The organism is Streptomyces sp. NPDC052052 (assembly GCF_040680455.1).
Taxonomy (GTDB): domain Bacteria; phylum Actinomycetota; class Actinomycetes; order Streptomycetales; family Streptomycetaceae; genus Streptomyces.
Window position 1 is genome coordinate 92,232 of record NZ_JBFAWU010000007.1, and the last position, 25,573, is coordinate 117,804.

A 25,573-nucleotide genomic window follows, 5' to 3' on the forward strand; every position below is an offset into this window, starting at 1 on the left:
CTCCTTCCCCCGCTCCGGGTCCCTGGGGCCTGTCCTCAGGTCCCGCGGGCGCACGATGCTTGAGGGGGCGAGTCGTCAACCAGACTGTGAGGTGGGGCCCGTGAGCGGCACTGCTGGCCCGGCGCGGCAATCCCGGCTGCGTCGGCTGACGGGTGTCGTGGTGCTGCTGGCACCGCTGCTGGTGGCAGGTTCGGTGGCCGCTCCGCAGGGTGCGCCCAGAGCCGCAGCGGCGGCCGACGAGGCCCCGGCGGACACCGGACGCATCGCCTTCGCCGGTACCGGGCACCGCAGCCTCGGCAAGGTCTCCGATCCGAAGACCAGTGACCCGCTGTTCGGTTCCGGGCCCGCCCACTACGACCAGGACCCCTCGGTACGCGGCGGGTCGATGGTCTTCACCAGCCTGCGGGACGAAGTGCACCCGCAGGTGTACGTGCGCGGCGCGGACCAGGCGGTACGCAGGCTCACCATCGGCCGGAACGCCGCACACCCCGAACTCTCCCCGGACGGAAGGACCGTGGTGTTCGACTCGGCGGAACCGGGGCCGGGGAACACCGTTCAGCGTGATCTGTGGTCGGTCGGCGTCGACGGCTCCGGTCTGCGGAGGCTGACGGACACGGCGTCCGACGAGACCTCTCCGACGTTCTCCCCCGACGGCACCCGGATCGCGTACTCCAGTGACCGCGATCCCGTGCGCGGTCGGCAGATCTACGAACGGGCCCTGTCCGGTGGCCCGGTGACCAGGATCAGTGACGGCCCGGCCGGCGATGCGACCGAGCCGGTGTGGAACCCGGTGAACGACGACGCCCACCGCGCCCGGGTCGCGTACACCCTGGAGACGGACGAGGACACCGGGCCGCGGCTCCGGGTCACCGAGGGGCGCGGAACCGACCGCCCCCTGCTGGCCGGCACCCAGGCCGAGTGGGGCACCCGCTCGGCCGCGTGGCTCCCGGGCGGGAACGACCTGATCTTCCTCAGTCCCAACATCGTCTGCGGGTGCAACACCCACGACCACGTCTACCGGGCGACCGCCTTCTCCGTCACCGAACCACTGATGGTGCTCGACGAGGACCGTGCGGTCGAGTCGCCCACCTGGCTCGGACCGGACAACTCCGGAACCGCGATCGTCGCCCGGACGAGCACCCCGGAGCCCGACACGGCGACGCTCCAGGACGTCAGGCAGGACGGTTCGGACCCGCGGGACCTCGGACTGACCCTGCTGCACGAGGACCCGGCGGCCAGGACCAACACCGACCCCGCCAAGGACCCGCTGTTCGACCCGGAACCGGGCCACGACCCGTGGACCGAGCGGCAGAACTACACCCCGGACGGCAGGCGCATCGCCGTGACCCGCTTCGAGAACTCGGACGCCGGGCGCATCGAACGGATCTGGCTGGCCGACGCCGACGGAACGAACGCGGCAGCGATGCCGCTCGCCGGACGCGGTCCCCGTGACTGGGACACCGACCCCACTTTCTCGCCCGACGGCTCCAAGCTGGCCTTCACCAGGACCTCACCCGGCGGGGTCGGTGACGCTGCCGGGCCGAGCAAGGTGCTCATCGCGAACGCCTCGACGGGAGCGATCATCGGTGAGATCGTTCCGCCGGACGGGCAGCAGGTGGGCCAGGACGCACAGCCGACCTGGTCGTCGGACGGCACCATGCTCGCCTTCACTCGCAACCATGTGATCCGGGGACTCGGCGGCATCAAGCACGTCTGGACCGTGCCGGTGGCGGCCCTGGCCAAGCAGCGGGACCTGAGCGTCACCGCCTGCCCCGGCGAGTGCAAGGTGATCGACGACAGCCCCGCGTTCTCCCCCGACGGCAGCTCGCTCGCCTTCAACCGGAAGGACGGCGGCGGCCGGGTCAACGAGCGAGCGGGAGTCCTCATCACCTCGCCGTCCGGCAAAGGCTGCCGGGTGGTGCTCCCGTCCGTGCAGCGCGACAACCCCGAGGCCTGCAGCCAAAACATTCCGGATACCTCGGTGACCGGGCCTTTCCAGCCCCGCGACGTGGCCTGGTCGGCGGACGCGGAACGACTGGTACTGAGTTCACGCAGAGCACTGGCGCCCAACTCGCCGGAGCAGCTGTCCGTACTCGACCTCGCCACCGGGACGCTGTCCCCGTTCGACAACGGCCTCACCGGCCGGCAGAAGGAACCCACCTTCCAGCAGTCGGTCGACCTGTCTCTGACCGCACCGCCCACCGGGCCCACGGTGGAGACCGGATCCTCCGTATCGGTGACGGTCACCGTCACCAACCGGGGCCCCGCGCCCTCCCCCGGCACCACGTTCACCGCCGACGTTCCGCCCGGGGTGCGGCTGGAGGAGCTCACCACCCCCACCAAGTCCTGCACCGCCGGGGAGCCGCAGTGCGACCTCGGCGTGCTGCGGCCCGGGGTCTCCGTGGACGTCACCGTGAAGCTCACCGGCGTGACGGCGGGAGACCAGCGGATCGGCTGGTCGGTCGCCGGAGCCGTGCTCGACCCGAACCCCACGGACAACGCCACCGAGACGGTGGTCCCGGTCCAGGACGCGACGCCGACACCCACCCCGTCTCCCTCCACCCCCTCACCCCCTTCACCACCCGAGCCCGAGGCTGGGCCCGGCGTCGTGGTGCGGGCCCAGCCCAGCCCGGGCTATGTCGGCGGGCGCGTGGTGGTCACGTACACCGTGCGCAACGGCCGGAACGCGCTCGCCACCGGGCTGCGGCTGAAACTCGGACTGCCTGCGAAGGTCCCGGTGGCCAAGCTGCCGGCGGGCTGCTCGGCCCGCGCGTGCACGCTGCCCGATCTGGCGCCGAGAACCTCCGCGGTCGTCCGGGTGGTGCTCGCGCCGAACCGGGCGCTGCGGACGGCCATCACGGGGAAGCTGACCACGACCGGTACCGACGCCGATCCCGGTGACAACGTCTCCAGGGTCCCGCTGCGCATCCTCCAGCCCCGTATCGTCGCGGTGCCGGCCGTCGGCAAACCGGGGTTCGTCACCTCCGTCCGGGGCAAGGACTTCCCGCCCGGGGCACCGGTGAAGCTCAGTTGGAAGCCCGGGATCACGGCAGCCGCACCCCGCACCCTCCCCCGCCGGGACGGTACGTTCATCGCGCAGTTGCTGATCCTGGTGAAGGACCAGACGGGTCCCCGTACGATCACCGCCGAGGGGCCCGGGTTCAGTCCGGTCACCACGCCCTTCCTGGTGGTCAGCGGAACCCTCGTCCCGCCGGACGAGGTGGGGCGCCGATGATCCACGAAGTCGACGAGGGGCTGCGCCTGTTGCTGGTCGACGCCGGCATCCAGGAGAGCGGGGTCGATCTGGTCTTCGACGCACCGACGAAGGAGTGGTCCGCGCGGCGCAACGCGCCCACGGTCAGTCTCTTCCTCCACGGCATCCGTGAGGACGCGGCCCGGCGCCGCACCGGCACCGCCGAGGAGTACGACGACCGGGGAATGGTCACCGGTCGGCGGACCCCGCCCCGCTGGTTCGAACTGACCTATCTGGTGACCGCCTGGACCAATCGTCCGCAGGACGAACACCGCCTGCTCTCCGAGGTGTTGGGCTGCCTGGTGCGCTCGGACGTACTGCCCGCCCGGATGCACACGGGCACCCTCGCCGAACTCGGGCTGACCGTGGAGATCGAGGCGGCCTCCCCGGGACCGGACCGGGCGTCCACCGTGGACGTGTGGTCCGCGCTCGGCGGTGGGATCAAGGCCTCGATCGACCTGCGGGTGTGGGCGCCGCTGGCCGGCGAGCGGACACCCGCCGGGCCACCGGTCACCGAGGGGCTGGTGGTGCAGGCAGCCCCCGGCCGGGATGGCGACGGCACCGGAGCGGGACGTCGGCTGCGCTACGACGGGGCTTCGGACCCCGGCGGGCAGGGCTTCGCCGCGGAACGTGAACGGCAGTTGCCGCCCGGTCGGCGCAGACGTGGGAGTGCGGCCCGGTGACCACGGTTCAGCAGTCCCCCGTCGTTCACGACGGTTCGACCACGGCCGTGGAGGCCCTCTGGGAGCGGCTGGGGCACGTGGAGGAGCGGGTCAGGCGCACGGTGGCGGCCCGACGGTCGGTCGATCCGGATCCGGACGATCCGTACCGGGGGCAGTACCTCACCCCGGAGGCCGCCGAGCGGATCCTGGAGTCGCGTGACGCGTTCACCCCCGTACCGGATCACGGTGGCGCGCCCGCTCCGTTTCTCCCGCCCGGGAGCCGGCTCGGGCGGCTCGCCGAGAACTTCGCGTTGGTACCGCTGGACATCGAGCTTCTGCTCGTCGCGATGGCACCGGACATCGACCCCCGGTTCGAGCGGCTCTACGGCTACCTCAACGACGACCTCGGCCGGCGCAGGCCGACCATCGGCCTGGCGCTCGAACTCTGCGGGCTGCCCGCGGCAAGTAGTGGCCGTTTCCGGTTCTCGCCCTCCGCCCCACTCGTCGCGGGCGGGCTGCTGGAGGTAATGGAGGACGAACGACCGCTGCTTTCACGGGTGTTGCGCGTGCCCGACCGGGTCACCGCGTACCTGCTCGGCGACGACGAGACCGACGGGAGGCTGCGCGGCCTCGTCCGGGTGGCCGGGTACGGGGAGGAAGCCGACCCGGGCCCGGAGGTCCTCCGGGTCGCGGCGGCGCTGGGCACGGGCGGCGGCCTGGTGCATCTCCTCGACCGGGGAGGTGACCCCGGCCGGCTCGCGGTCGAGGCGCTTCTCGCCGCGGGGCGCCGTCCGCTGGTGGTCGACATCGGGGCGCTCGCCACCGCGCCCGAGCCGACGGAGCGCGTGCAGATGCTGGCGACCGAGGCCCGATTGAGTGCCGGCGGTCTTGTGCTCGGCCCCCTCGAAGCACTCGCACCCGAGCGGCCCGAGGGTGCCCGGGTTCTGGGTGCGCTGTGCGCGGCGGTCAGCGGTGCTCCGCTGATCGTGTACGGGAAGAAGAACTGGGACCCCCTGTGGTCCCGCGAGAGCCCCGTTCCGGTCCGGGTGCTGCCCCTCGGCCCCGCAGGTGTGGCACGGCAGTGGCGCCGGGCGTTCGCCGAGACCGGGGCCCCGCTCGCACCTCCCGGCGGGCAGGTGCCGGCCGACCAGCACCTCATGGAGGCGGCCGTCACCTACCGGCTCGACTCGGAGCAGGTGCGCAAGGCCGCCGCCGTCGCCACCCGACTGGCTGCCGTGGAGCAGCGGCCGGTGGATGCCGCGGATCTGCGTACGGCGGTCCGGGCACAGAACGGCGCCGGGCTCGAACGACTCGCCCGCCGCATCGAGCCCGCGGTCGGCTGGGACGACCTCGTGCTGCCGTCCGCGACCCTCCACCAGTTGTCCGAACTCGCCCTGCGCGCACGCCACCGCGAGCAGGTGCTCGGTCAATGGCGGATGCGGCCGGGGGGCGGGCGGGGGCGGGGCGTCGTCGCCCTGTTCGCCGGGGAGTCCGGCACCGGCAAGACCATGTCCGCCGAGGTGGTCGCGTCGGAGCTCGGCATGGAGCTGTACGTGGTGGACCTGTCGACCGTGGTGGACAAGTACATCGGTGAGACCGAGAAGAATCTGGAGAGGATCTTCGTCGAGGCGTCCGATGTCAACGCGATCCTGCTGTTCGACGAGGCGGACGCCGTCTTCGGGAAACGCTCGGAGGTCAAGGACGCGCAGGACCGCCACGCCAACGTGGAGTCGGCCTACCTGTTGCAGCGGATCGAGTCCTTCGACGGTATCGCCGTGCTCACCACCAATCTGCGGGCCAACCTCGACACGGCCTTCATCCGCCGTCTGGACGTGGTCGCGGACTTCCCCGTGCCGGACGCCCGGCAGCGACTGGCGTTGTGGGACCGCTGCCTCGGTTCTTCGATCCCACGCGACGCCGACCTCGACCTGGAGCTCTGCGCGGAGCGCTTCGAACTGACGGGAGGGTCGATCCGGGCCTGCGCGGTGACCGCTGCCTACCAGGCGGCGAATTCGGGGAATCCGCTCACCATGGAGCAGCTCGTCGCGGCCGTCCTCGCGGAGTACCGCAAACTCGGCCGACTGGTTCTGGAGCGCGAGTTCAGCCCGTGGCTGGAGGGGGCGCGGGGGCGCGTCGGCTGACGGGGGTTCCGTCCGCATCGCACTCCGGCGGCAGCGTCCCGCGCATACGGTGCGCAGCTGACCGGGTCCGCCTGCCAGGCCGGACCGCGCCGCAGGGAGCAGAGCCGTCCGGCCCGGAGGTTCAGCGGGCGAGGTCGCGGCGGCGGAAGCCGGCCAGGCCGAGGGTGAGGAAGGCGGCGGTGGCGAGGGTGATCCAGGCAAGGCCGGGCCAGTCGGGGCTGGCGGCGGTGACGTGCGGGACGTGGCGGAAGGGGTTGATCCCCAGCGCCCAGCCGGGGAGTTTGAAAGTGGGGCCGAGGAGGGTGAGGGCGAAGGACGCCAGCACCCCGATCCAGGCGGCGATCCTGACCTGGGGGCGGGCCCCGACGACAGCGACGGACACGGCCGTCGCGGTCCACACTGCCGGGACAGTCGCGACCGTCTGCAGGAGGACGTCGCCGATGCTCACGCCGATGTCGGCGGTGCCCGCGATCACAGCGACCAGAACCCCGGCGACAAGGACGCCGAGGGTGGGGCCGGTCAGGGCGATGATGATGTTGCTGCCGAGGTAGGAGGGGCGGCCTACAGCGCCGGCGAGGACGGGTTCGACCCGGTCCTCCATCTCCTCGCTGCGGACCTTGAGCATGGTCTGCACGCCACTGATCGCGGCGATGATCCCGATCAGGGACAGGATCGTGACGAGGAAGGAGGCGACCAGGGCGTCGGGAGTGGTGGCGCCGGAGGCAAGCACGGCGGCAGCGGCTGGGTTGTCGGTGAGCAAGTCGGTCACCGAGGTGGAGAAGTTCCCGAAGACGACGCCGAGGAGCACGAACGCGGCGGTCCAGGACATCAGCGGGCCCCGGTTGAGCCTCCAGGCGAGGCCGAAGGAGGAGCGGGCGGTGCCGCGTGCGGGTCCGGGTCGCGGTGCGAGGGCGCCCTGGCCGAAGTCGCGGCGGGCCTGCAGCGCGAAGGCGACGGCCAGCAGGACGACGGCGAGGAGAAGTCCGGGCAACAGCGGCCACCAGGTGTTCCCGGTGCCGGGTTCGGTGCGTTCCATCCAGCCGAGCGGGGTGGTCCAGGTGACCCAGTCACCGAAGTCCATGCTGTCGAGGTAGCCGCGCAGCAGGAAGAGGCAGCCCAGGACGGCGACAGCGAGGGTGGAGGCGGTGCGGGCGTCGGAGCCGAGCTGGGCGGTGACCGCGGCGACGGCGGCGAACATCAGGCCGGTGACGGTGAACGTCGCCGACAGCAGTACGGCGTCGGCCCAGGCACTGCCGCACAGGCCGGTCACCAGGCAGGAGACGACGCCGACAGCGAGGCAGGCGAGACCGGTCTGGATGACGGCGACGGCAAGGCGGGTGGAGCGGTCCATCACACCGGAGGCGAGGAGTTCGGCCTGTCCGGAGTCCTCCTGGGCGCGGCTGGCCCGGATCACGGCGAAGACCGCCATCAGCGCGGTGAGGAAGCCGCCCAGGGCGAGCGAGCGCCAGGTGTTGAAGCCCTCGGTGGTGGACAGGTCGCGTGCGGGGCCGAAGATCAGGCTGAGGGCGGGGTTGCCGCCGACGGCGGCGGCGAGCGCCTTGCGGTCGGAGGCGTCGGGGAAGAGGAACGCGTACGCCAGGATCGAAGACGCCGACAGCGCGGTCACCGCCGCGATCCACGGGGCGAAGCCGCGAGCCTCCTGCCTGAGGGAGGCCCGCAGCAGCGGCCGCGTGCCGGTGAGTGCGAGGGCATGACTCATCGGGTGCCTCGCACGTCGTCGTCGTTGCCGTAGTGGCTCAGGAACAGGCTCTCCAACGACGGCGGCGCGACCGTCAGGGACGTGAACCCGTAGGGGGCGAGGGCGGTCATGGCCTCGGTGATCCGCGCGGAGTCCACACTCGCGGTCAGCCGCCGCCCGTCCAGGCGAACGTCCTCCAGGACCGGTATCTGCGCCCACACGCGCGTGGCGCCGGCCTCGTCGTCAGGGACGCGTTCGAGGACGGCGTGGATGCTGGTGCGGGCGTGCCCGCGCAGCTGATCGAGGGTGCCGGTCTCCACGACCTTCCCGTCCCGGATGATGCTGATCCGGTCGGCCAGCGCCTCCACCTCGGACAGGATGTGGCTGGACAGCAGCACGGTCGTCCCTCGCTCCTTGGCCTCCCCGACGACCTCCTGGAACACGGCCTCCATCAGCGGGTCGAGGCCGCTGGTGGGCTCGTCCAGGATCAGCAGCTCGACGTCGGAGGCGAGTGCGGCGACGATGGCGACCTTCTGCCGATTGCCCTTGGAGTACTGCCGGCCCCGCTTGGTCGGGTCCAGTTCGAAGCGCTCGACCAACTCCGCCCGGCGCTGCTCGTCGATTCCGCCCCGCAGCGCGCCCAGCAGGTCGATCGCCTCCCCGCCGGTCATGCCCGGCCAGAGCGAGACGTCGCCGGGCACGTAGGCCAGGCGGCGGTGCAGGCCGGTGACGTCCTTCCACGGGTCGCCGCCGAGGAGCCGCACGCGGCCGGCGTCGGAGTTCAGCAGCCCGAGCAGGACTCGGATGGTCGTGGACTTGCCCGCGCCGTTCGGCCCGAGGAAGCCGTGCACCTCTCCCCTCCTCACCTGAAGGTCCAGGCCCTTGAGCGCCTGGAACCTGCCGAAGGACTTTATGAGTCCCTCGACGTCGATCACCGCATCCTGGGAGGCCATCTGTCTTCCTTCGTGGTGTCCGATATTTCCACGACCGTAGAACTCCACAAGTGTGGAAGTCAACGAGGGTTGGTACGTTGTCGAGGTGAGCGAGGCGATGGAGCAGGCGACAGGCCGCAAGAACCCCGGCGGGCGCCGGGCCGGCAAGTCAGGCACGAGACAGGCGATCCTGGCCGCGGCGCGGGAGCTGTTCGCCGAACACGGCTACGACGGGGCATCCATGCGGGCCATCGCCGCGAAGGCCGGTGTGGACACCGGCTTGATCCGCCACTTCTACGGCGACAAGAACGGGCTCATCACGGCCACCCTCGCCGACCGCACCTCTGCCCCCGAGCAACTCGCCGCCGCTCTCCAGGGCGACCCCGCGACGGTCGGTGAACGCCTGGCGGAGACCTACTTCGACCTGTGGGAATCACCCGACTCCGGGCCGGTCGTTGCAGCGATCTTCCGATCTGCCGTCACCAGCCCCAAGGCCATGGACCTGCTGCGCACCTTTCTCGGCACCGCCATGCAGGAACGGGTCCTGTCCGGAACAAGCAGCGGCGGCACGGATGACGCGCAACGTGTCCAGGGCGTCGCCCTGGCCCTCTCCCACCTCTTGGGCGTCGCGATCGCACGCCACGTCGTCAAGGCTCCGCCACTGGCGGAGATGCCGAGTGCCGAGCTGGTGCGCGCCGTCGCCCCCGCCGTCCAGCGGTACCTCACCGGCGCCCACCGCTGACCTTGCCCGGACCGAGCACGGCAGGGCCGGCCGCGGCGCGAGGAGGCGCAGAGACCACTGAAGATCAGTCGCGGGCCCGGCGGCGCCGTTCGGCAGAGGACGGCACCAGTGTGCGCAGCCGGTCCCGTACGACGCCGAGGGTCCCGGCGAGCGCGGCGGCCTGCTCATCGTCCAGCACGTCGAACATCCCGCGCTCGACCACAGAGACATGCCCAGGGAGCACCTGCTCCAGCCTTCGGCGCCCCTCCTCCGTGATGACGGCGGTCACCGACCGCTCGTCGCCCGGGGACGGCTCCCGCCGCAGCAACTCCGCCTTCTCCAGCTTGCCCGCCTGATAGCTCAGGCCACTGCGGCTGTGCACCACGGTGTCGGCCAGCTCCGTCATCCGCATCCGCCCTCCCGGCGCCTGGGCCAGCCGAGCCAGCAGAAAGAACTGCAGATAGCTGATGTCGCCGTCGCGCTGACACTGCTCCTCCATCAGTAGCTGAAGCAGTCCCCCCGCCTCCATCAGTGCGAAGTAGGCCTCCGTCCTCCGCGGGTCGAGCGCCATCACCCCTCCAGAATTTGTTTCCAATCGGAAGCATGTTACCGTCCGGAACTGCTTCGAATTGGAAACACTTCGGACGGCCGGACCGGGCCGGACCGCAGGGAACGGAGACAGACGATGAAGGCAGTGCGCTACCACGACTACGGCGATGCCACCGTGCTGGTACTGGAGGAGGTCCCTGTCCCCGTCCCCGGCCCGGGACAGGTGCTGGTGAAGGTCACCGCCACCTCGTTCAACCCCGCCGACGCCGCGATCCGCGCCGGATACCTGCGCGAGATGCTGCCCCTGCAACTGCCGCATGTGCCGGGCGTGGACGTCTCCGGCACCATCGCCGCCCTCGGCCCCGAGGTCACCGGCCTCGGCGAAGGCGCGAGGGTGGCCGGGTTCCTGCCCCTGCACACGGACGGCGCCGCCGCCGCATACGTCCTCGCCCCCGCCGACGTCCTGGCGATCCTGCCGGACGGCGTCGATCCGGTGGAAGCCGCCGCCCTCCCTGGCGTCGCTCTCACCGCTTGGCAGGCCCTGTTCGAGCACGGTGGCCTGAAGGCCGGCCGGCGGCTCCTGGTCAACGGAGGCGGCGGCGCCGTCGGCGGCTACGCGATCCAGTTCGCCCACCGCGAGGGCGCGCACGTCACCGCCACCGCGAGCCCCCGCAGCACGCAGCGGGTGCGCGACCTCGGTGCGGACGACGTCCTCGACTACACCCGGGCCGCTGTCACCGAGACCGCGAAGGGGTCCTTCGACGTGGTCCTCAACCTCGTGCCCACCACGCCGGAGGACACCGACGACCTCGCCGCCCTCACCGCGGACGGCGGCACCTTCGTCACCGCCACCACCCCGCCGAGCACCGAGCCCGGCCGCGACGTGAAGGTCGTCCGCATGGCCGTCCGCAGCGACGCCGGACAGCTCGGCCACCTCCTCGACCTCGCCGCCAACGGCCGGATCCGCATTGACGCCGCCGGACGCCGTCCCCTGGCCGAGCTCCCCGCCGTCCACGCCGAGGCCGACCAGGGCGCTCTCCACGGCAAAACCGTCCTCGTCCCCTGAGCGTGAGGACAGATGCGTTACGCAGGCCCGGCGGCCCTCCCGCGAGGATCCGCGGTCCTGGCATCCACCGAGTTGATTAACGATCTCCGGGGGTGCAGACGGAGCGGGGGCGCGGCGCAGGCACGCAGGCGCCTCCGCCTCCTTCCGTCTTCCCGCAGATGTCGGTTCAACCCACGGGGAGCCCCGCGTAGTTCTCCGCCAGTTCCGCCGCGGCGTGCGGGGAGGCGGCGATGCGGTCGAGCTGGGAGAGTTGCAGCCGGGTGTCGAACGCGCTCTGGTCGGGGGCGGTGTGCAGGGTCGTGGTCATGAACCAGGAGAAGTGCTCGGCCCGCCAGATCCGCTTCAGGCAGGTGTCGGAGTAGGCGTCGAGCCCGGCGTTCGTACCGGTCGCCGCCCACTGTGCGAAGGCGCGGGCGAGCACGACGACGTCGGAGGCGGCGAGGTTGAGGCCCTTGGCGCCGGTCGGGGGCACGATGTGGGCGGCGTCGCCGGCGAGCAGGACGCGGCCCCAGCGCATCGGTTCGGTGACGAAGCTGCGCATGGGGAGGACGGACCGCTGGGTGATCGGCCCCCGGTCCAGCTTCCAGTCGCCGTCCACGGCGAAGCGGGCCTCCAGCTCGTCCCAGATCTGTGCGTCGGTCCAGGAGGCCGGATCGCTGCCGTTCGGCACTTGCAGGTACAGGCGGCTCACCGAGGGCGAGCGCATGCTGTGCAGGGCGAAACCGCGCGGGGAATGAGCGTAGATCAGTTCGTCGCAGGAGGGCGGTACGTCGGCGAGGATGCCGAGCCAGGAGTACGGGTAGACCCGCTCGGCGGTGTGGAGCTCGCCCTCGGGTATCGCGCGGCGGACCACACCGTGGAAACCGTCGCAGCCCACGACGTAGTCGCAGGTGAGGGTGCGATCGGTGCCCTCGTGGGTGTAGTGGATGACGGGCCGGTCGGTGTCGGCCCCGACCACGGCGGTGACCGGGGCTTCGAACAGGAGCGGTGCCCCGTCGGCAAGCTGGAGGGCGATCAGGTCCTTGACGACTTCTGTCTGGGCGTAGACCCAGACCCGGCGTCCACCGGTCAGCGAGGGGAAGTCGATCCGGTGGCTGCGCCGGTTCCAGCGCAGTTCGATGCCGTCGTGGACCAGGCCCTCGCGGTCCAGGCGGTCGGCGGCGCCACAGGAACGCAGCGCGTCGACGGTGCCCTGCTCCAGGATTCCGGCCCGCTGCCGTTGCTCGACGTAGGCGCGGTCCCGGGCCTCCAGGACGACGCAGTCGATGCCGGCCCGGTGCAGCAGGCGGGCCAGCAGCAGGCCGGCCGGGCCGCCGCCGACGATGCCCACAGAGGTGTGGGAGGGGATCGTCACGACAGGTCCTTCCCTTCGAAGTCGGTTGCGGATGCGGCACCAACGTCGGATGCGGCCTCGGCGTCGAGTTCGGCAAGGACATGCCCGGCAACGGCAAAGGCCGTGTTGGCGGCCGGTACTCCGCAGTAGATGGCGCTCTGGAGCAGCACCTCCTGGATTTCCTCCGTGCTGAGCCCGTTGGTACGGGCGGCACGGACGTGCATGGCCAGTTCCTCGTAGTGGCCCCGGGCGATCAGGGCGGTGAGGGTGATGCAGCTGCGGGTACGACGGTCCAGTCCGGGGCGGGTCCAGATCTCGCCCCAGGCGTAGCGGGTGATCAGATCCTGGAAGGGGGCGTTGAAGGGGGTGGTGGAGGCGACGGCCCGGTCCACATGGGGGTCGCCCAGGACGGACCGCCGTACCGCCATACCGTCGCGGTGGGCGGTGGAGCCCAGGTGGTCGAGGAGCGCGTGCAGGACCCGTTGTGGCTGCTCGGCCGGCGCGAGGTGTGCGGCGCCGTCGATCTCCACGAGCGTGGAGTGCGCGATGCCGTCGGCCAGTTGGCGTGCGTGGACGGGCGGGGTGGCGGTGTCCTGCCGTCCCGCGATCACCAGGGTCGGGGCGGTGATCGCTGCCAGGTGGTCGGTGAGGTCGTACGCGGCCAGGGCGTCGCAGCAGGCCGCGTACCCGGACGGCACCGCCGCACGCTGGTCGGCGATCAGCGCCCGGGCGGTCGCGGTGCCGGTGAAACCGGTGGTGAACCAGCGGGCGGGTGCCGTTTCGGCGAGCCAGTCCACGCCCTCGGCGCGTACCCGTGCGGCCCGTTCGCGCCAGGTGTCCGGGTCGCCGAAGCGGGCGGACGTGCACACCAGGGCGAGGGACTCGACGCGGTCGGGGTGGTGGGCGGCCAGCCAGGCGCCGACCGCGCCACCGAGCGAGACGCCCGCGTGGGCGAAGCGGTCGATGGAGAGCGAGTCGGCCAGCCGAAGCACCTCGGCCGCGAGTTCGGCAACCGTGTGCTCGCCCCGCAGGGTGTCCGGGGAGCCGCCGTGTCCGGGCAGGTCGTAGCGGACGACCCGGTGACCGCGGGCCAGCGCGGGCACCTGGGCGTCCCACAGCCGCAGGCTGGTGCCGAGGGACGGGCCGAGCAGGAGCGCGGGCGCGTCCTCACGGCCGTCGGTGGTGTGGTGCAGCAGGGTCATCGGTCTTCCTGAGGTGGTGACGGGGTGCGGCCGAGTGCGCGGTCGGTCAGTTCGGGTGCGGCACCGAGATATCGGGTGGGGTCGAGCAGTCCCGGTAGGTCCGCGGGGTCCAGCAGGCCACGCAGTTCCGGCTGTTCGGCCAGGACGTCCTCCAGCGGCAGCCGTCCGGCCGCCGCGGCGTGGGAGGCGCGGGTGAGCAGGTTCCGTGCCTCCCTGCGGCCGACCAGCGGTTCGAACGCGGCCACCAGGCGTTCGGAGACGATCAGTCCCTCCGTCAGGTCGAGGTGCTCGTGCATCCGCTGCGTGTGGACCCGTAGCCCCGCGGTCAGTTCGGCCGCGTCCCGGGCCGCTCCTCCGGCCAGACGCAGGGCCTCCCGAAGGGTCTGCCATTCGGCATGCCACGCGCCGGCCGGACGTTCGTCCTCCGCGACGAGCGAGGAGAACAACGTGGCTGCGTGCTGGGGAAGTTGACGGGCCGCAGCGGCGATCAGGGCGGACCGGACCGGGTTGGCCTTGTGCGGCATGGCACTGGAGCCGCCTCCCGCCCCCTCGGACAGTTCGCCGATCTCGGTGCGGGAGAGGACCAGCACATCCGCCGCGATCTTGCCGAGGGCGCCGCCGACCAGGGCGAGTGCCGCGCCCAGTTCGGCGACGGGGGTCCGCAGCACGTGCCAGGGCAGCAGCGGTTCGTCCAGGCCGGTCGCTTCGGCGTATGCGGCGAGGAGTCCGACCGGGCCGGTTGCCGCCAGCGTGCCTGCGGCGCCGCCGAGTTGGGCCGGCAAGGGGAGCGAGGCGAGCCGGTCGCGGGCGTCCAGGACCAGCTGCCGCCATCCGGCCGCCTTGAGGCCGAAGGTGGTGGGCACCGCGTGCTGGGTGAGCGTCCGGCCGGGCATGGGCGTGACGCGGTGCTCCCGGGCGAGGCGGGCGAGGTGGTCCGCGGTGGTGTCGAGGTCGGCCAGGAGGTGGACACGGGCCCGCCGGGCGATCAGCATCAGCGCGGTGTCCATGATGTCCTGGCTGGTGGCGCCCCGGTGCACCCAGGCGGCCGCCCGGTCGCCGACCGCCGCGCGGAGGTCGGCGACGAGGGGGATGACGGGGTTGCCGCCGTCGCGGGCCCGGACGGCGAGATCGCGCGGGTCGAAGCGATCGGCGCGGGCCGCCGCCTCGATCTCGGTGCAGTCCCCAGCGGGCGCACCGAGCGCGCGGGCGAGTGCCGCCTCGGCGTCCAGCATGGCCTGGAGGACGGCCCGGTCGCCGGTCTCGGTCTCGACCGGGGTGCCGACCCGCCCGGGGGCGAGCAGGCCCACGTCGGCAGCGGCATCGGACCTCTGGCTATCGGAACTCAAGGAAGACCGTCTCCTCGGCGCCGTCGCCCTGCATACCGATGTCGAAGCGGTAGGTGTTCTCCCGCTCCTGACACATGATCAGTGTCTCGCGCCGCCCCTCGGAAAGTCCCGCGAGCAGCGTGTCGTGCGGCTGCCCGGGCAGATAGGCGCGGGTGTAGAGGTGGTGCAGCAGACCGCGGGCGAACACGATGACGCTGAGGTACGGGGCGTCGGCGGGCGGCGGCAGGGTCCGTACCGCGTAGTGTCCGTCGGCGTCGGTGGACACCCGCCCGAAGCCGGTGAAGGCGACGCCGTCGCGGCCGATGACCGCGCCGGTGACCGGGTCGTGGCGGAGCGAGCCGGGGGCTCCGGTGCGGGATCCGTCGGGGGCGGCCTGCCAGAACTCCAGCAGGGCGTCCGGGACCGGGTCGCCGTTCCCGTCGCGCACCACACCGTGCAGGGTGATCGTGCGCGGGTCGCCGGTGGGCGCGATCTCGCCGCCGCGGGCGAAGGGCAGGGCGTAGCCGTAGAAGGGACCGACGGTCTGCGAGGGGGTGATCTGCGGGCGGTCGCTCACCGCTGCTCTCCTTCGGTCCAGGTGGCCGCGGGGCCGTCGAGGACGATGTCCCAGTGGTAGCCGAGCGAGAACTCGGGCACGGACAGGTCGTGGTCGTACGCGGCGATGAGCCGTTCGCGGGCTGCGGCGTCGGTGATCGACTGGAAGATCGGGTCGTACCGGAACAGCGGGTCGCCCGGGAAGTACATCTGCGTGATCAGGCGCTGGGTGAAGGCGGTGCCGAACAGGGAGAAGTGGATGTGCGCGGGCCGCCAGGCGTTCAGGTGGTTGCGCCACGGGTAGGGGCCGGGCTTGATGCTGGTGAAACGGTAGCGGCCCTCGTCGTCGGTCAGGCAGCGTCCCGCACCGGTGAAGTTCGGGTCGAGCGGGGCGGGATGCTGGTCGCGCTGATGGGCGTACCGGCCGGAGGCGTTGGCCTGCCAGATCTCCACCAGCTGTCCCCGCACCGGGCGGCCTTCGCGGTCCAGGACCCGGCCGCTGACGGTGATCCGCTCCCCCAGGGGCTCGCCCAGGTGCTGGCGGGTGAGGTCGCAGTCGAGTTCCGTGACATCAGTGACGCCGAAGACGGGGCCGGTGAGTTCGACCGCGTCGGGGTCCTCCTGGACGACGACGGCAGGCTGACGGGGGTGGCGCAGCAGGCTGCTGCGGTAGGGGGCGTAGGAACGGGAGGGATGGACGGAGCCGTCCGGCCGTATGGCGTCCATCTCCGCGTCGATGGTTCCCTGGTCAGGGATCGTGTCGGTCATGTCAGCGCTCCAGGGCGTGGGCCGGTGTCCGGCCCACGCCGATGCAGAGGTCGGCGGGTCCGCTGCCTGATGCGGCAGCGGCGAGTCGGTGGGTGACGGCTCCGGCGGTACGGGGCCGAGCGACGACCCTGGGCGGGGGCACCGCCACGGAATCAGGTCCCTGCGGGGTCGGATGGCAGCCGTCGCACGGGGCGGCCGACCGCACCAGCTTGTCCATCACATCCGTCCGTTCTTCGCTACACCCTTGTCAGTGTTCGCCTGGTGAACTATTGTTCATTAACGACGATGCGGCGAGTCTCCGTCCGCCGCCGCCTGCCTGTCAATAGGTACGGTTACGCGATCGAGGAGGACGGATGCAGCAGCACGGCACCGCCGACGCACCTGTCGGGCCGCTGGAGCGAGGGCTCGTGGCCCTGCGGGCCCTGGCGAGTGCGCCGGGCGGCCACATGCCGGCCAGCGCACTCGTCAAGGCGACCGGACTGGCCCGCTCCCCCGTGGACCGGATCGCGACCACGCTCGTCCGACTCGGATACCTGCGCGAGGAGGACCGCGAACTCGTCCTCGCACCACCGCTGTTGGCGCTCGGCACCGCGTACCTCCGGGGCAGCGGAATCCCCGCCGCGCTCGACCCGCTCGCGGCCCGGCTCGCCGACAAACTCGACGAGTCGGTGTCCGTCGCCGTCCCGGACGGCGACGCCGTCCGTTTCGTCGTGCAGCACACCCGCCGGCGCGCACTGTCCGTCTCGTTCCGGATCGGGGACGCGTTGCCTGCCGACCGCTGCGCCCCCGGACCGCTCTTCGCCGCCGACTGGTCGGACGACGAGTACGCCGCCCGCCACTCCCGCACCCCCGAGGACTTCCCCGCACTGCCCGCACCGCATGGCCCACGCCTCGACGACGCCGGGTTGCGAGCACTGGCCGTCGACGCCGGCGCACGCGGCTGGTCGGTGGACGACCAGTTGATCGAGCCCGGCCTGGTGGCCGTCGCGGTCCCGGTCCGCGACGCCGAGGGCCGCACGGTCTGCGCGCTCAGCGCCGTCAGCCACACCAGCCGCCACTCGGCCGACGGCCTGCGCCGCCACGCCCTGGAGCCGCTGCGCCGCACCGCCGCCCGGATGACCGAGGCCCTCGCCGTCCTCGGCACAACCACCACCCCGCCCGCACCGGCGGCGGACCCGACCCCCGCCGCCAAACGGGATCTCGGACCGGAGTACCTGCAGTCGCTCGCCCGCGGCCTGGCGGTGCTGGCCGCACTGGGCGGCACCCCCGGCGGCATGACACTCTCCTCCGTCGCCCAGGCCACGGGTCTGGCCCGTGCGACGGCCCGCCGCTCCCTGCTGACCCTGGCGCAGCTCGGCTATGTGGCCGTCGAGGAGGGGCTGTTCACGCCGCTCCCCCGTGTCCTCGACCTCGGTCACCGGGTCCTGGCCGGCCTCTCGCTGGGAGAGATCGCCCAGCCGCACCTCGTCGACCTCGTCCGGCAGGTGCACGAGTCCGCCTCCGTGTCCGTCCTGGACGGGCCGGACATCCGTTACGTCGGCCGTGCGGCCGCGACCCGGATCATGAGCGTCACCATCACCACGGGCACCCGCTTCCCGGCGTACGCGACCTCGATGGGCCGGGTCCTGCTCGCGGGGCTGCCGCCCGGTGAGCGCGCCGCCTGGCTGGCCTCGGCCCGTCCGGAAGCGCTGACCGACCGCACGGTCACCGAACCGGCGGCCCTGAACCGCGTCCTCGACGAGGTGGCCCGGGACGGATACGCCCTTGTCGACCAGGAGTTGGAGGAGGGCCTGCGTTCGGTGGCCGTCCCGGTCCACGGCGGCGACGGCACGGTGGTCGCGGCCGTCAACGTCTCCCTGCACGCGGGCCGCACCTCCGCGGACGAGGTCCGCACCGGCATCCTTCCGGCCCTGCGCGCGACGGCCGCCCGGATCACGGCGGACGTGGCCGCGGTCGAGGCGGCCCGTCCCGCCTGAACGGGAGGCGAGACGGGTCGGTTCGGGGACTGGTGTCAACGTGGGTGGTCGCCCGGGGCACGGCGTGCCCGCCGCCGTAGATTAATCCCCGCAGGTTTTCCTGCCCTTCTACGGTGGTGCGGGTGAGGTGCTGTCCTACCGCGAGGAGTGATCAGTGTGGCGAACATGGACCGAGGTCCGTCGAGGGTCCGTGCGGTGCGCCACCGACTGTCCCAGCAGGGGCCGCCGTGGACCCGAGACCGCGAGGGAGACTTCGAGACCGTCGCGGTGCCCGAGCAGCACTGCGACCGGTTGCGCGATCTACTGATCTCCGAGGGAGCCGAGAAGGTGGTGGAGGTCGGTCTCGCCTACGCCGGCTCCGCGCTCGCCATCGGCGAGGCGCTGGCAACCGTCAGCCGTCCGCATCCCCGGCACATCATCATCGACCCGTTCCAAGAACGCGAGTACGCCAACGCCGGCTGGGACCTGCTGTGCTCTGCGGGGCTGGACTCGATCGCCACACTCCTGCTCACTCCTTCATCGACCGCGCTCCCGCAGCTGCTGGCCGAAGGCTTCGTCGCCGACTCGGCCTTCGTGGACGGCAGCCATCGGTTCCACGAGGTTTTCGTCGATCTGTACTTCTTGCGCAAGATCGTCCGGCCCGGTGGCCTGATTGTTGTCGACGACGACTGGTGGCCGTCTGTGCACACGGCCGTGCAGTACTACGAGCGGAACCTGGGGTGGACGGTGATCCCCGACGCTTTCCCCGGTGAGGGGATCGGCGTCGGACCTCATGGCACACCAGCGGTCCGGTGCAAGGCATATCGCTTGCCTGCCCCCTCGTTCGAGCCCTCATTCGAGGATTTCCGCACGTTCTGACCCACCCCCGAGCTTCGTGAATGTCGATGAGCTGACGACGCCGGCGCTCGACTGCGGCCCGAGGGACGGCTTCGAGGGCTCCTGCGAGCCGTGCGAGGATCGCGAGGTGACCGATCTGCACTTCCGCCTCGCAGAAGACACCGACCTCGCCGCGCTCGTTCGTCTGCGTGACGAAGCTGCCCGTTGGACGCTCGCCCAGGGCATCACCGGCCAGTGGGAGCCCGGCCAGTTGGATGAGGAGCACTTCCGCACAAGCATGGCGCGTGGTGAGGTCTGGCTCGCCGAGGCCGATGGCCGGGTGGCCGGGGCATGGGAGCTGTGGTGGGAGGACGAGGACGCCTGGGGACCACAGCCGCCGGTGGCCGGGTATGTGCATCGGCTGATGGTGGACCGCAGCAACGCCCGGCCGGGGACGGGACGGTTTCTGCTGCACGCTGCGGAGCGCCGCGTTGCCGCGACGGGGCGGCTGTTCGTTCGTCTGGACTGCCTGGCCGGCAACACACGTCTGAACGCCTACTACCTGAACGCCGGTTACCGGACCGTCGGCCACAAGGCAGGCAAGCCGCAGCCGGGCGGTGCACCCAAGTCGTTCACACTGCTGGAGAAGTCCCTGGGGCCGGCCACGGAAGGCTGAGCGACCAGTGGTGTCACGTTCAAGCCCGGCTCCGGCGAACCCTACGGCGGGCAGGCTCTCTGACGAGGGGGCGGCCGTCCCACGTGCGTGGACACGACAGCGCTGTCGTGTCTCATCGAGATCCGTGAACCAGGTGATCACCAGCTGCCTCCGGAACCGGTCGCCAAACGCTGTTCCCAGATATCGACGAAGCCAGTTCGATCCCGGCTTTGCAGGGCGAGGGACCTGATGCTCAGTGGATCGGTGTCCAGTGCTCGAAAGCCTCGTCCAGGCCTGGCAACTGGGGGTCGTCCCAGATCAGGCAGCCCCACACGACTCCGGGCACATCGGCGCCCATCAGATCTGGCGGGCCTTGGGTCACGGCGCGGTGGACGGCTTCGAGGTAAGCGGAGACCGATGGGTGGTCAGGCTTCGACACCGGATCATCCATCAACGCCCACGTTCCGACGCCGTCGTCACCTGCGTAGTGACCGTGCAGGGGTCCGGCCTCGTCCCGGGTGAGCCACGGGACCACCCGGGCTCCTCCCCACCCGTCGCGCTGACCGTGCGCGGGCAGCCTCGGCCCGAGTGCCTCGGCCGGGGAGAAGATCACTCCGCCGGGCAGGAAAGCCCCGGAGCCGACCTCACCTTCCTCGTCTTCCTCGATGTACTGGTGCTCCACGCCGCCGCAGAGTCGCCACAGAACACCCAGCTCCGCGGGCAGCCCGAACCCGAGGCACTCCCTCAACCGGGAATCGGCGGTGGCGACCTCTTCTTCCGTCGCGGGAGGCAGAAGGGAGGCGTATGACAGGGGAGCATGCTCAGCAAGCCAAGAAGTCAGGGCCTGCCAAGCCGCTACGACCCGCTCAGCTTCACCATGTGCTGGAGTAGGCATCCGACCACACTACAAGGGGCTCCGGCTGCTGCCCTTCGCCGTGAGGCGGCGGCCGGGGCCGATTCCGAATCTCGCACGGCTTCGTCGAGGCGTTGCGGAGGCTGATGAAGTCCACGTCCACGTGCGGCTCGTAGGCGTCGGTTGCACGCGATCGTGCCCCTCTCGCCCCGGGATGCGGCCAGGGCGATGGCACCACCGGTCCGCCACACGAAGTCACCTGCGTGCGCGATGATCGCCAGTGTCGATCGCGGGGGGGGCGGGCCCATTGCCGTTGGTCATGTGCCGCCCTTGCCGGCAGATATGCACCCGCCCGGCAGCGCGTCAGTCCTCGCGCAGGGCGTCGATCACGCTGCGGAGGTGGGCGCGGACGGCCGATTCGGCTGCCTGCGGATCTCTGGCGCGGATGGCTTCGATCACGGCCAGATGCTCATTCAGGGACTGCTGCGGGCGTCCCGGCCTCAGCGCCAACTGGAAGCGGTGGCGAACCAGTTGGGCATTGAGCCGCTCCAGGAGGCCGACGGCCGTCTGCTGGCCGGAGAACTCCCGGATGTGGGTGTGCAACTGGTGGTTGAGATCGGAGTAGCAGACCGGATCGCCGTTCGCGACCGCCTTGGCCATGGCCCGGCCCAGCTCGGCCAGCTCGTCGAGCTGCTCGTCCGTGGCCCGTACGGCGGCCTGGGCCGCGCACAGTCCTTCGAGCGCCATCCGGCACTCGGTGATCTCCACGGCCTCCTCCACCGTCACCACACGCACCCGCGATCCGCGGTTGCGGATCCGCTCGACCAGCCCCTCGGAGGCCAGGTCGAGCAGTGCCGCGCGGATGCTTGCGCGGGTGACGCCGTACTGCTCGGCGAGTTCGTTCTCCACCAGCCGCTGGGCCGGTGCCATCTCGCCGCGCAGAATCGCCTGCCGCAAGTGCTCCAACGCGTACTGCTTGGCCTGTTCTCCGGAGCCTGGACGGGCTTCCTTCGACATGCGCCCTCCCTGAGTGAGTACCTGTCAAACCAAATCTAGGCCAACCAGTTTGTCACCAAATTTGTCGCGGCTGTTTCTCATGCATGTCGGGTCAGTGGCCGGCCGTGAGCTGGCCGCTGAGCCTGCCGTGCAGATGGGCGCTGGGGTCGTTGAGGCCGGTGATCTCGACGGTCTTGCCCCGGTGCGCGTACTTGGTCTCGATCGCGTCCAGCGCGGCAACCGAGGAGGCGTCCCAGATGTGCGCGGCGCTCAGGTCGATGACGACCCTGTCCGGGTCGGTGGCGTAGTCGAACCGGCCCACGAGATCGTCGGTGGAGGCAAAGAACAGCTCACCGGTCACCCGGTAGACGACCGTGCCGCCGTCCGGGTCGGTGACGGCCGTGACCTCGGCGAGGTGGGCCACACGCTTGGCGAAGATGACCGCGGCGGTCACCGATCCGACGACGACACCGATGGCGAGGTTGTGCGTGGCGACCACACACACGACGGTGATGACCATGACGGCGATCTCCCCGGCAGGCATCCGCCGGAGCGTCCTCGGCGCGATGGAGTGCCAGTCGAAGGTAGCGAACGACACCATGACCATCACCGCGACCAGCGCGGCCATGGGGATGTCGGAGACCACGGGGCCGAACACGATGCACAGCACCATCAGGAACACACCGGCGAGAAAGGTGGACAGGCGGGTGCGGGCGCCGGAGACCTTCACATTGATCATCGTCTGGCCGATCATCGCGCAGCCGCCCATGCCGCCGAAGAATCCGGTGACGATGTTGGCGATGCCCTGACCGACCGACTCACGGGTCTTGCTGGAGCGGGTGTCGGTGATGTCGTCGACCAGCTTCGCCGTCATCAGGGACTCCATCAGACCGACCAGTGCCATCGCCAGGGCGTACGGAGCGATCGTGGTCAGCGTGCCGAGCGTGAACGGCACGTCGGGCAGCCCCGGAACCGGCAGGGAGGACGGCAGGGCGCCCTTGTCACCCACGGTCGGCACGGCAAGGGCGGCGCCGACCGTGATGACCGTCAGGACGACGATGGACACGAGCGGGGCGGGAACGACCGTGGTGATCCTCGGGAAGAACACCATCAGGGCCAGGCCGCCGGCGATGAGCGGGTACACCGCCCACGGCACCCCGGACATCTCGGGAACCTGCGCCATGAAGATCAGGATCGCCAGGGAGTTCACGAAACCGACCATCACGCTGCGCGGGATGAACCGCAGCAGCCTCGCCACCCCGAGCGCCCCGAGCACCACCTGGAAGACCCCCGCCAGAATGACGGCGGCGATCAGGTAACCCAGACCGTGCTCCCGGTTCAGCGGCGCGGTGACGAGGGCGACGGCGCCGGTCGCCGCAGAGATCATCGCGCGTCGGCCACCGACGACCGCGATGGTGACGGCCATCGTGAAGGAGGTGAACAGGCCGATCGCCGGGTCGACACCGGCGATGATCGAGAACGAGATCGCCTCGGGAATCAGCGCGAGGGCGACGACCAGCCCCGCAAGCACCTCGGTACGCCAGACCTTCGGATCATTCAGCCAGGAAGGCATGAGGGCGCGCAGCCGCGCGGCAGGGGACGCAACGGATGAGGACAAGAACGCAACTACCTGTCGTGCTCGGGCGCTTCCCCCCACGGTGTGCGAGAGGTGCGCGGCAGACGCGAAGGAACCGGCCGGCACCCCGCGTTCGACTCCGCGGGGCGGAGCCGGGTGGAAGAAAGCAGACCGGGTGAAGGCGGCATGGCGGCGCGGCCCGGTCTCACATCCGCGGGCGGAGTATCACGGTGGGCAGGGACGGCGCCGGTCGTCCTGGACCTCGCGCACGCTTCCCTCCCGCTGGAATCGATCTTCGGCGAGTGGGCCGCTTCGGCCACGGCAGGGCCACTGCCCCGCTCCCACCAGCGGCAACTCTACCCGGACGCCAGAAGGGGACCGGCGGGCCATGCCTGGGCGATCGGCGCCGGAGAGCGGGGAGACCGGGGCGGCTCATCCGTGATCGCGTCGTTGGCCGCCCCGCGTCGCAGGGCTAGCACAATCGGCGTGGTGGCGTCGGCTCCGGCCCGGGCCGGCTCACCGGACGGGGTACGAACGGCGGGCCGGTCCCCCGGCCCGCCGCGCGGTCACTTCACTGTGACGGCGTCACCGGTGGAGACGACCTTCATGGTCGTGGTCGTGCCGAGGAACGCCCAGCGCCAACTGCCCGAAGCCGTGGCCTTCACCGTCGTACGGAGGTGGCCCTTGCTGTCGGTGGTCGCCGTCTTCACGGTGTGGTAAGAGCCGCCGGGCTTCTTGTACTGCAGCTTCACCACCTGCTTGGTGAACGCGTGGTACTTGAGGTCCGTCCAGTTGGCCCGCATCAGCTTTCCGGTGACCGTCAGCGTGCCGCCCTTACTGACCGGCTCGGGGGTCGCGTCCGTGGTCAGGGTCGCGGCCCGCTTCACCTTGAACGAGGCGATGTAGTCGGAGATCCAGTAGTCACCGTCATTCGCGTGGGCCGTGGCATCGGCCCGCCAGATTCCGGCGACCGCGTTGGCGTTCCAGCCCTCGTTGCCGCTGCCGTAGGAGTCGATCCACGCCGGGTTGATCTCCATCGTCGCCGTGCACACGGACGTGGTCGCACTGACCTTCCTGCACGTGGTGCCGAGATGTGAGACCGGCCCATGCCCGTTGGACGCGTTGATCGCGGAAACGCCGGAGACTCCCTTCACCCCCGAGTTGTCCTTGATCGTCATGGTGATCGGGAATCGTTTGATGTTCTTGACTCCGACGATCACGTTCCGGCCGTCGTTCACGACGGTCTTGGTGATCCGGATGTCACCCCGCCCCTCCGCGTGAGCGGCCGGCGCCACCGCGATCCCGGTGATCACGGTCGCCACGACAGAGACCGCAGCGATGCGTCTACGCATGTCCACCCCTGTTCTCCCCGCCCCTTGGCGGGGGGAGAACAGGTTAGCGATCACCGGGGCTTCACCGTTGCCGGAACGAACTCGCCCGCCGGGTAAGGGGTCCTCACACGGGTGGAGGGGCCGACCGTATGACTCTGTTGGTAAAAGGCAGGGCCCCTTCGCGTGACTTTGGTCTTCACCGCCCGGTTGTGGGTGGTGAAGACCAAGTTCGCGTCTGGGGAGGGCGTCGGGGTGTCGTTGCGTGTGCTGGGGCTGGGGGAGATTCCGGCGGAGACCGCGCGGGTCGCGCGGGTGGTGTGTCCTCGTGGTGCTTTCGCGATGCGGCTGCGGGAGGAGTTCGCCGAGGTCTTCGCGGGGGAGGCGTTCGCCGACCTGTATCCCGAACGGGGACGCCCTGCTGTCGCGCCGGGAGTGTGAGCCCTGGTCACGGTGTTGCAGTTCGCCGAGGGACTGTCTGACCGGCAGGCGGCGGATGCCGTGCGCACTCGGATCGACTGGAAGTACGCGATCGGCCTGGAGCTGACGGACACCGGGTTCGACTACTCGGTACTCAGCGAGTTCCGGTCCCGGCTGCTGGCAGGCGAGAAGGCCGGCGAGGTCTTCGACCTCGTCCTGCGCCTGGCCAGGGAACGCGGGCTGTTGAAGACCGCGGGACGGCAGCGGACCGACTCCGCGAAGGTGCTGGGAGCGATCACGGGACTGAACCGGCTGGCGCTGGTCGGGGAGAGCCTGCGGGCCGCTCTGAACGCGATCGCGGCCGTGGCGCCGGACTGGTTGGTCGACCGGGTCGATCTGGAATGGTTCGACCGCTACGGACATCGGGTCGAGGAGGCCCGGCTGCCCAGGAGCAAGGACAAGCAGCGGGCCTGGACAGCGCAGGTCGGCGCGGACGGTGTGCGGCTGATGACTGCGGTCTTCGCCACTGACGCACCTCGCGAGGTGAGGATGCTCGGGCCGGTGGAGGTGCTGCGGCAGGTCTGGGTGAAGAACTACCGGGTCAGTGAGGGCGAGGTGCACTGGCGGGAGGAGAAGGACCTCCCGCAGGGCAGACTTCAGCCCTGTTCGCCCTATGACCTCGCTGCCCGCCGGGGCGCCAAGGCCGGTTCCGGGTGGGCCGGTATCTGATCCAGCTGACAGAGACGT

23 protein-coding genes are annotated in these 25,573 nt (G+C 71.0%); 10 read left to right on the plus strand and 13 right to left on the minus strand.

The genetic code is table 11. The features are described 5' to 3' along the window. The first annotated feature begins 100 nt into the window (after window positions 1-100). From AB0L71_RS10670 to AB0L71_RS10680, 3 genes are read left to right on the plus strand one after another with little or no spacing between them, the layout of a single operon-like run. Window positions 101-3,235: a hypothetical protein gene (locus AB0L71_RS10670; protein ID WP_365240551.1), complete on the plus strand. Its 3,135-nt coding sequence runs from the start codon at window positions 101-103 to the stop codon at window positions 3,233-3,235. Next, a complete protein-coding gene (locus tag AB0L71_RS10675; RefSeq protein ID WP_365240554.1) occupies window positions 3,232-3,936 on the plus strand; it encodes a DUF4255 domain-containing protein in 705 nt (234 codons plus the stop codon). The genes AB0L71_RS10670 and AB0L71_RS10675 overlap by 4 nt, the downstream gene beginning before the upstream one ends. Next, complete coding sequence (locus AB0L71_RS10680) at window positions 3,933-6,056, plus strand: ATP-binding protein (protein ID WP_365240556.1); 2,124 nt, start codon at window positions 3,933-3,935, stop codon at window positions 6,054-6,056. Before AB0L71_RS10675 ends, AB0L71_RS10680 begins: the two co-directional genes overlap by 4 nt. A 121-nt stretch (window positions 6,057-6,177) precedes the next feature. On the opposite strand, the gene AB0L71_RS10685 is transcribed toward AB0L71_RS10680, so the two are convergent. Next, a complete protein-coding gene (locus AB0L71_RS10685) occupies window positions 6,178-7,776 on the minus strand; it encodes a hypothetical protein (RefSeq protein ID WP_365240557.1) in 1,599 nt (532 codons plus the stop codon). Further along, window positions 7,773-8,708, minus strand: coding sequence for an ABC transporter ATP-binding protein (locus tag AB0L71_RS10690; protein ID WP_365240559.1), 936 nt, complete (start codon window positions 8,706-8,708; stop codon window positions 7,773-7,775). The genes AB0L71_RS10685 and AB0L71_RS10690 overlap by 4 nt, the downstream gene beginning before the upstream one ends. An 85-nt stretch (window positions 8,709-8,793) precedes the next feature. Between AB0L71_RS10690 and AB0L71_RS10695 the strand changes: the two genes are divergently transcribed. Beyond that, window positions 8,794-9,429 carry a TetR family transcriptional regulator gene (locus AB0L71_RS10695; protein ID WP_365240561.1) on the plus strand — a complete coding sequence of 212 codons (636 nt, stop codon included), beginning with the start codon at window positions 8,794-8,796 and terminating at the stop codon, window positions 9,427-9,429. A 64-nt stretch (window positions 9,430-9,493) separates the two neighbouring features. On the opposite strand, the gene AB0L71_RS10700 is transcribed toward AB0L71_RS10695, so the two are convergent. Beyond that, window positions 9,494-9,979 (minus strand): MarR family transcriptional regulator, encoded by a 486-nt coding sequence (locus AB0L71_RS10700; protein WP_365240563.1) that lies wholly within the window; start codon window positions 9,977-9,979, stop codon window positions 9,494-9,496. 114 nt (window positions 9,980-10,093) lie between these two features. Between AB0L71_RS10700 and AB0L71_RS10705 the strand changes: the two genes are divergently transcribed. Beyond that, window positions 10,094-11,023, plus strand: coding sequence for an NADP-dependent oxidoreductase (locus AB0L71_RS10705; protein WP_365240565.1), 930 nt, complete (start codon window positions 10,094-10,096; stop codon window positions 11,021-11,023). Between the two features lie 166 nt (window positions 11,024-11,189). Here AB0L71_RS10705 and AB0L71_RS10710 read toward each other — a convergent pair whose 3' ends face one another. Genes AB0L71_RS10710 through AB0L71_RS10735 form a run of 6 tightly spaced genes read right to left on the minus strand, consistent with a single transcriptional unit; the run spans window position 11,190 to window position 16,423 of the window. Beyond that, window positions 11,190-12,377, minus strand: a complete 1,188-nt coding sequence (locus tag AB0L71_RS10710) for a 4-hydroxybenzoate 3-monooxygenase (protein WP_365240567.1) — start codon at window positions 12,375-12,377, stop codon at window positions 11,190-11,192. Further along, entirely contained in the window at window positions 12,374-13,558 is a 1,185-nt protein-coding gene (gene pcaD, locus AB0L71_RS10715; RefSeq protein ID WP_365240569.1) for a 3-oxoadipate enol-lactonase, read from the minus strand. Before pcaD ends, AB0L71_RS10710 begins: the two co-directional genes overlap by 4 nt. Beyond that, complete coding sequence (gene pcaB / locus AB0L71_RS10720; RefSeq protein ID WP_365240571.1) at window positions 13,555-14,904, minus strand: 3-carboxy-cis,cis-muconate cycloisomerase; 1,350 nt, start codon at window positions 14,902-14,904, stop codon at window positions 13,555-13,557. Before pcaB ends, pcaD begins: the two co-directional genes overlap by 4 nt. Then, window positions 14,891-15,460, minus strand: a complete 570-nt coding sequence (gene pcaG / locus AB0L71_RS10725) for a protocatechuate 3,4-dioxygenase subunit alpha (RefSeq protein ID WP_365240573.1) — start codon at window positions 15,458-15,460, stop codon at window positions 14,891-14,893. Before pcaG ends, pcaB begins: the two co-directional genes overlap by 14 nt. Further along, window positions 15,457-16,164, minus strand: coding sequence for a protocatechuate 3,4-dioxygenase subunit beta (gene pcaH / locus AB0L71_RS10730; protein ID WP_365240950.1), 708 nt, complete (start codon window positions 16,162-16,164; stop codon window positions 15,457-15,459). Before pcaH ends, pcaG begins: the two co-directional genes overlap by 4 nt. 43 nt (window positions 16,165-16,207) lie before the next feature. Next, entirely contained in the window at window positions 16,208-16,423 is a 216-nt protein-coding gene (locus AB0L71_RS10735; protein ID WP_365240576.1) for a hypothetical protein, read from the minus strand. 136 nt (window positions 16,424-16,559) lie between these two features. Between AB0L71_RS10735 and AB0L71_RS10740 the strand changes: the two genes are divergently transcribed. The 3 genes from AB0L71_RS10740 (at window position 16,560) to AB0L71_RS10750 (ending at window position 19,674) form a co-directional block, all read left to right on the plus strand. After that, on the plus strand, window positions 16,560-18,182 hold the full coding sequence (locus AB0L71_RS10740) for an IclR family transcriptional regulator C-terminal domain-containing protein (protein WP_365240578.1): 1,623 nt from the start codon (window positions 16,560-16,562) through the stop codon (window positions 18,180-18,182). A 165-nt stretch (window positions 18,183-18,347) separates the two neighbouring features. Continuing rightward, window positions 18,348-19,040, plus strand: a complete 693-nt coding sequence (locus AB0L71_RS10745) for a class I SAM-dependent methyltransferase (protein ID WP_365240953.1) — start codon at window positions 18,348-18,350, stop codon at window positions 19,038-19,040. Window positions 19,041-19,146: 106 nt separating this feature from the next. After that, window positions 19,147-19,674 (plus strand): GNAT family N-acetyltransferase, encoded by a 528-nt coding sequence (locus AB0L71_RS10750; protein WP_365240580.1) that lies wholly within the window; start codon window positions 19,147-19,149, stop codon window positions 19,672-19,674. A gap of 232 nt (window positions 19,675-19,906) precedes the next feature. Here the strand turns inward: AB0L71_RS10750 and AB0L71_RS10755 are convergent, their stop codons facing one another. From AB0L71_RS10755 to AB0L71_RS10770, 4 genes are all read right to left on the minus strand, one after another. Continuing rightward, window positions 19,907-20,335, minus strand: a complete 429-nt coding sequence (locus AB0L71_RS10755; protein ID WP_365240582.1) for a hypothetical protein — start codon at window positions 20,333-20,335, stop codon at window positions 19,907-19,909. Between the two features lie 534 nt (window positions 20,336-20,869). Continuing rightward, window positions 20,870-21,523, minus strand: coding sequence for a GntR family transcriptional regulator (locus tag AB0L71_RS10760; RefSeq protein ID WP_365240584.1), 654 nt, complete (start codon window positions 21,521-21,523; stop codon window positions 20,870-20,872). A gap of 91 nt (window positions 21,524-21,614) precedes the next feature. Beyond that, a complete protein-coding gene (locus AB0L71_RS10765; protein WP_365240956.1) occupies window positions 21,615-23,075 on the minus strand; it encodes a SulP family inorganic anion transporter in 1,461 nt (486 codons plus the stop codon). Window positions 23,076-23,644: 569 nt separating this feature from the next. Then, the gene (locus tag AB0L71_RS10770) at window positions 23,645-24,430 is read right to left on the minus strand and encodes a hypothetical protein (protein WP_365240586.1); all 786 of its coding nucleotides are present in this window, start codon (window positions 24,428-24,430) and stop codon (window positions 23,645-23,647) included. 162 nt (window positions 24,431-24,592) lie between these two features. Here AB0L71_RS10770 and AB0L71_RS10775 point away from each other — a divergent pair, with 162 nt between their 5' ends. Both AB0L71_RS10775 and AB0L71_RS10780 read left to right on the plus strand, forming a co-directional pair. Next, window positions 24,593-24,847: a hypothetical protein gene (locus tag AB0L71_RS10775; RefSeq protein ID WP_365240588.1), complete on the plus strand. Its 255-nt coding sequence runs from the start codon at window positions 24,593-24,595 to the stop codon at window positions 24,845-24,847. Window positions 24,848-24,859: 12 nt separating this feature from the next. Further along, window positions 24,860-25,555 carry a transposase gene (locus AB0L71_RS10780; protein ID WP_365240591.1) on the plus strand — a complete coding sequence of 232 codons (696 nt, stop codon included), beginning with the start codon at window positions 24,860-24,862 and terminating at the stop codon, window positions 25,553-25,555. Window positions 25,556-25,573 lie beyond the last annotated feature (18 nt).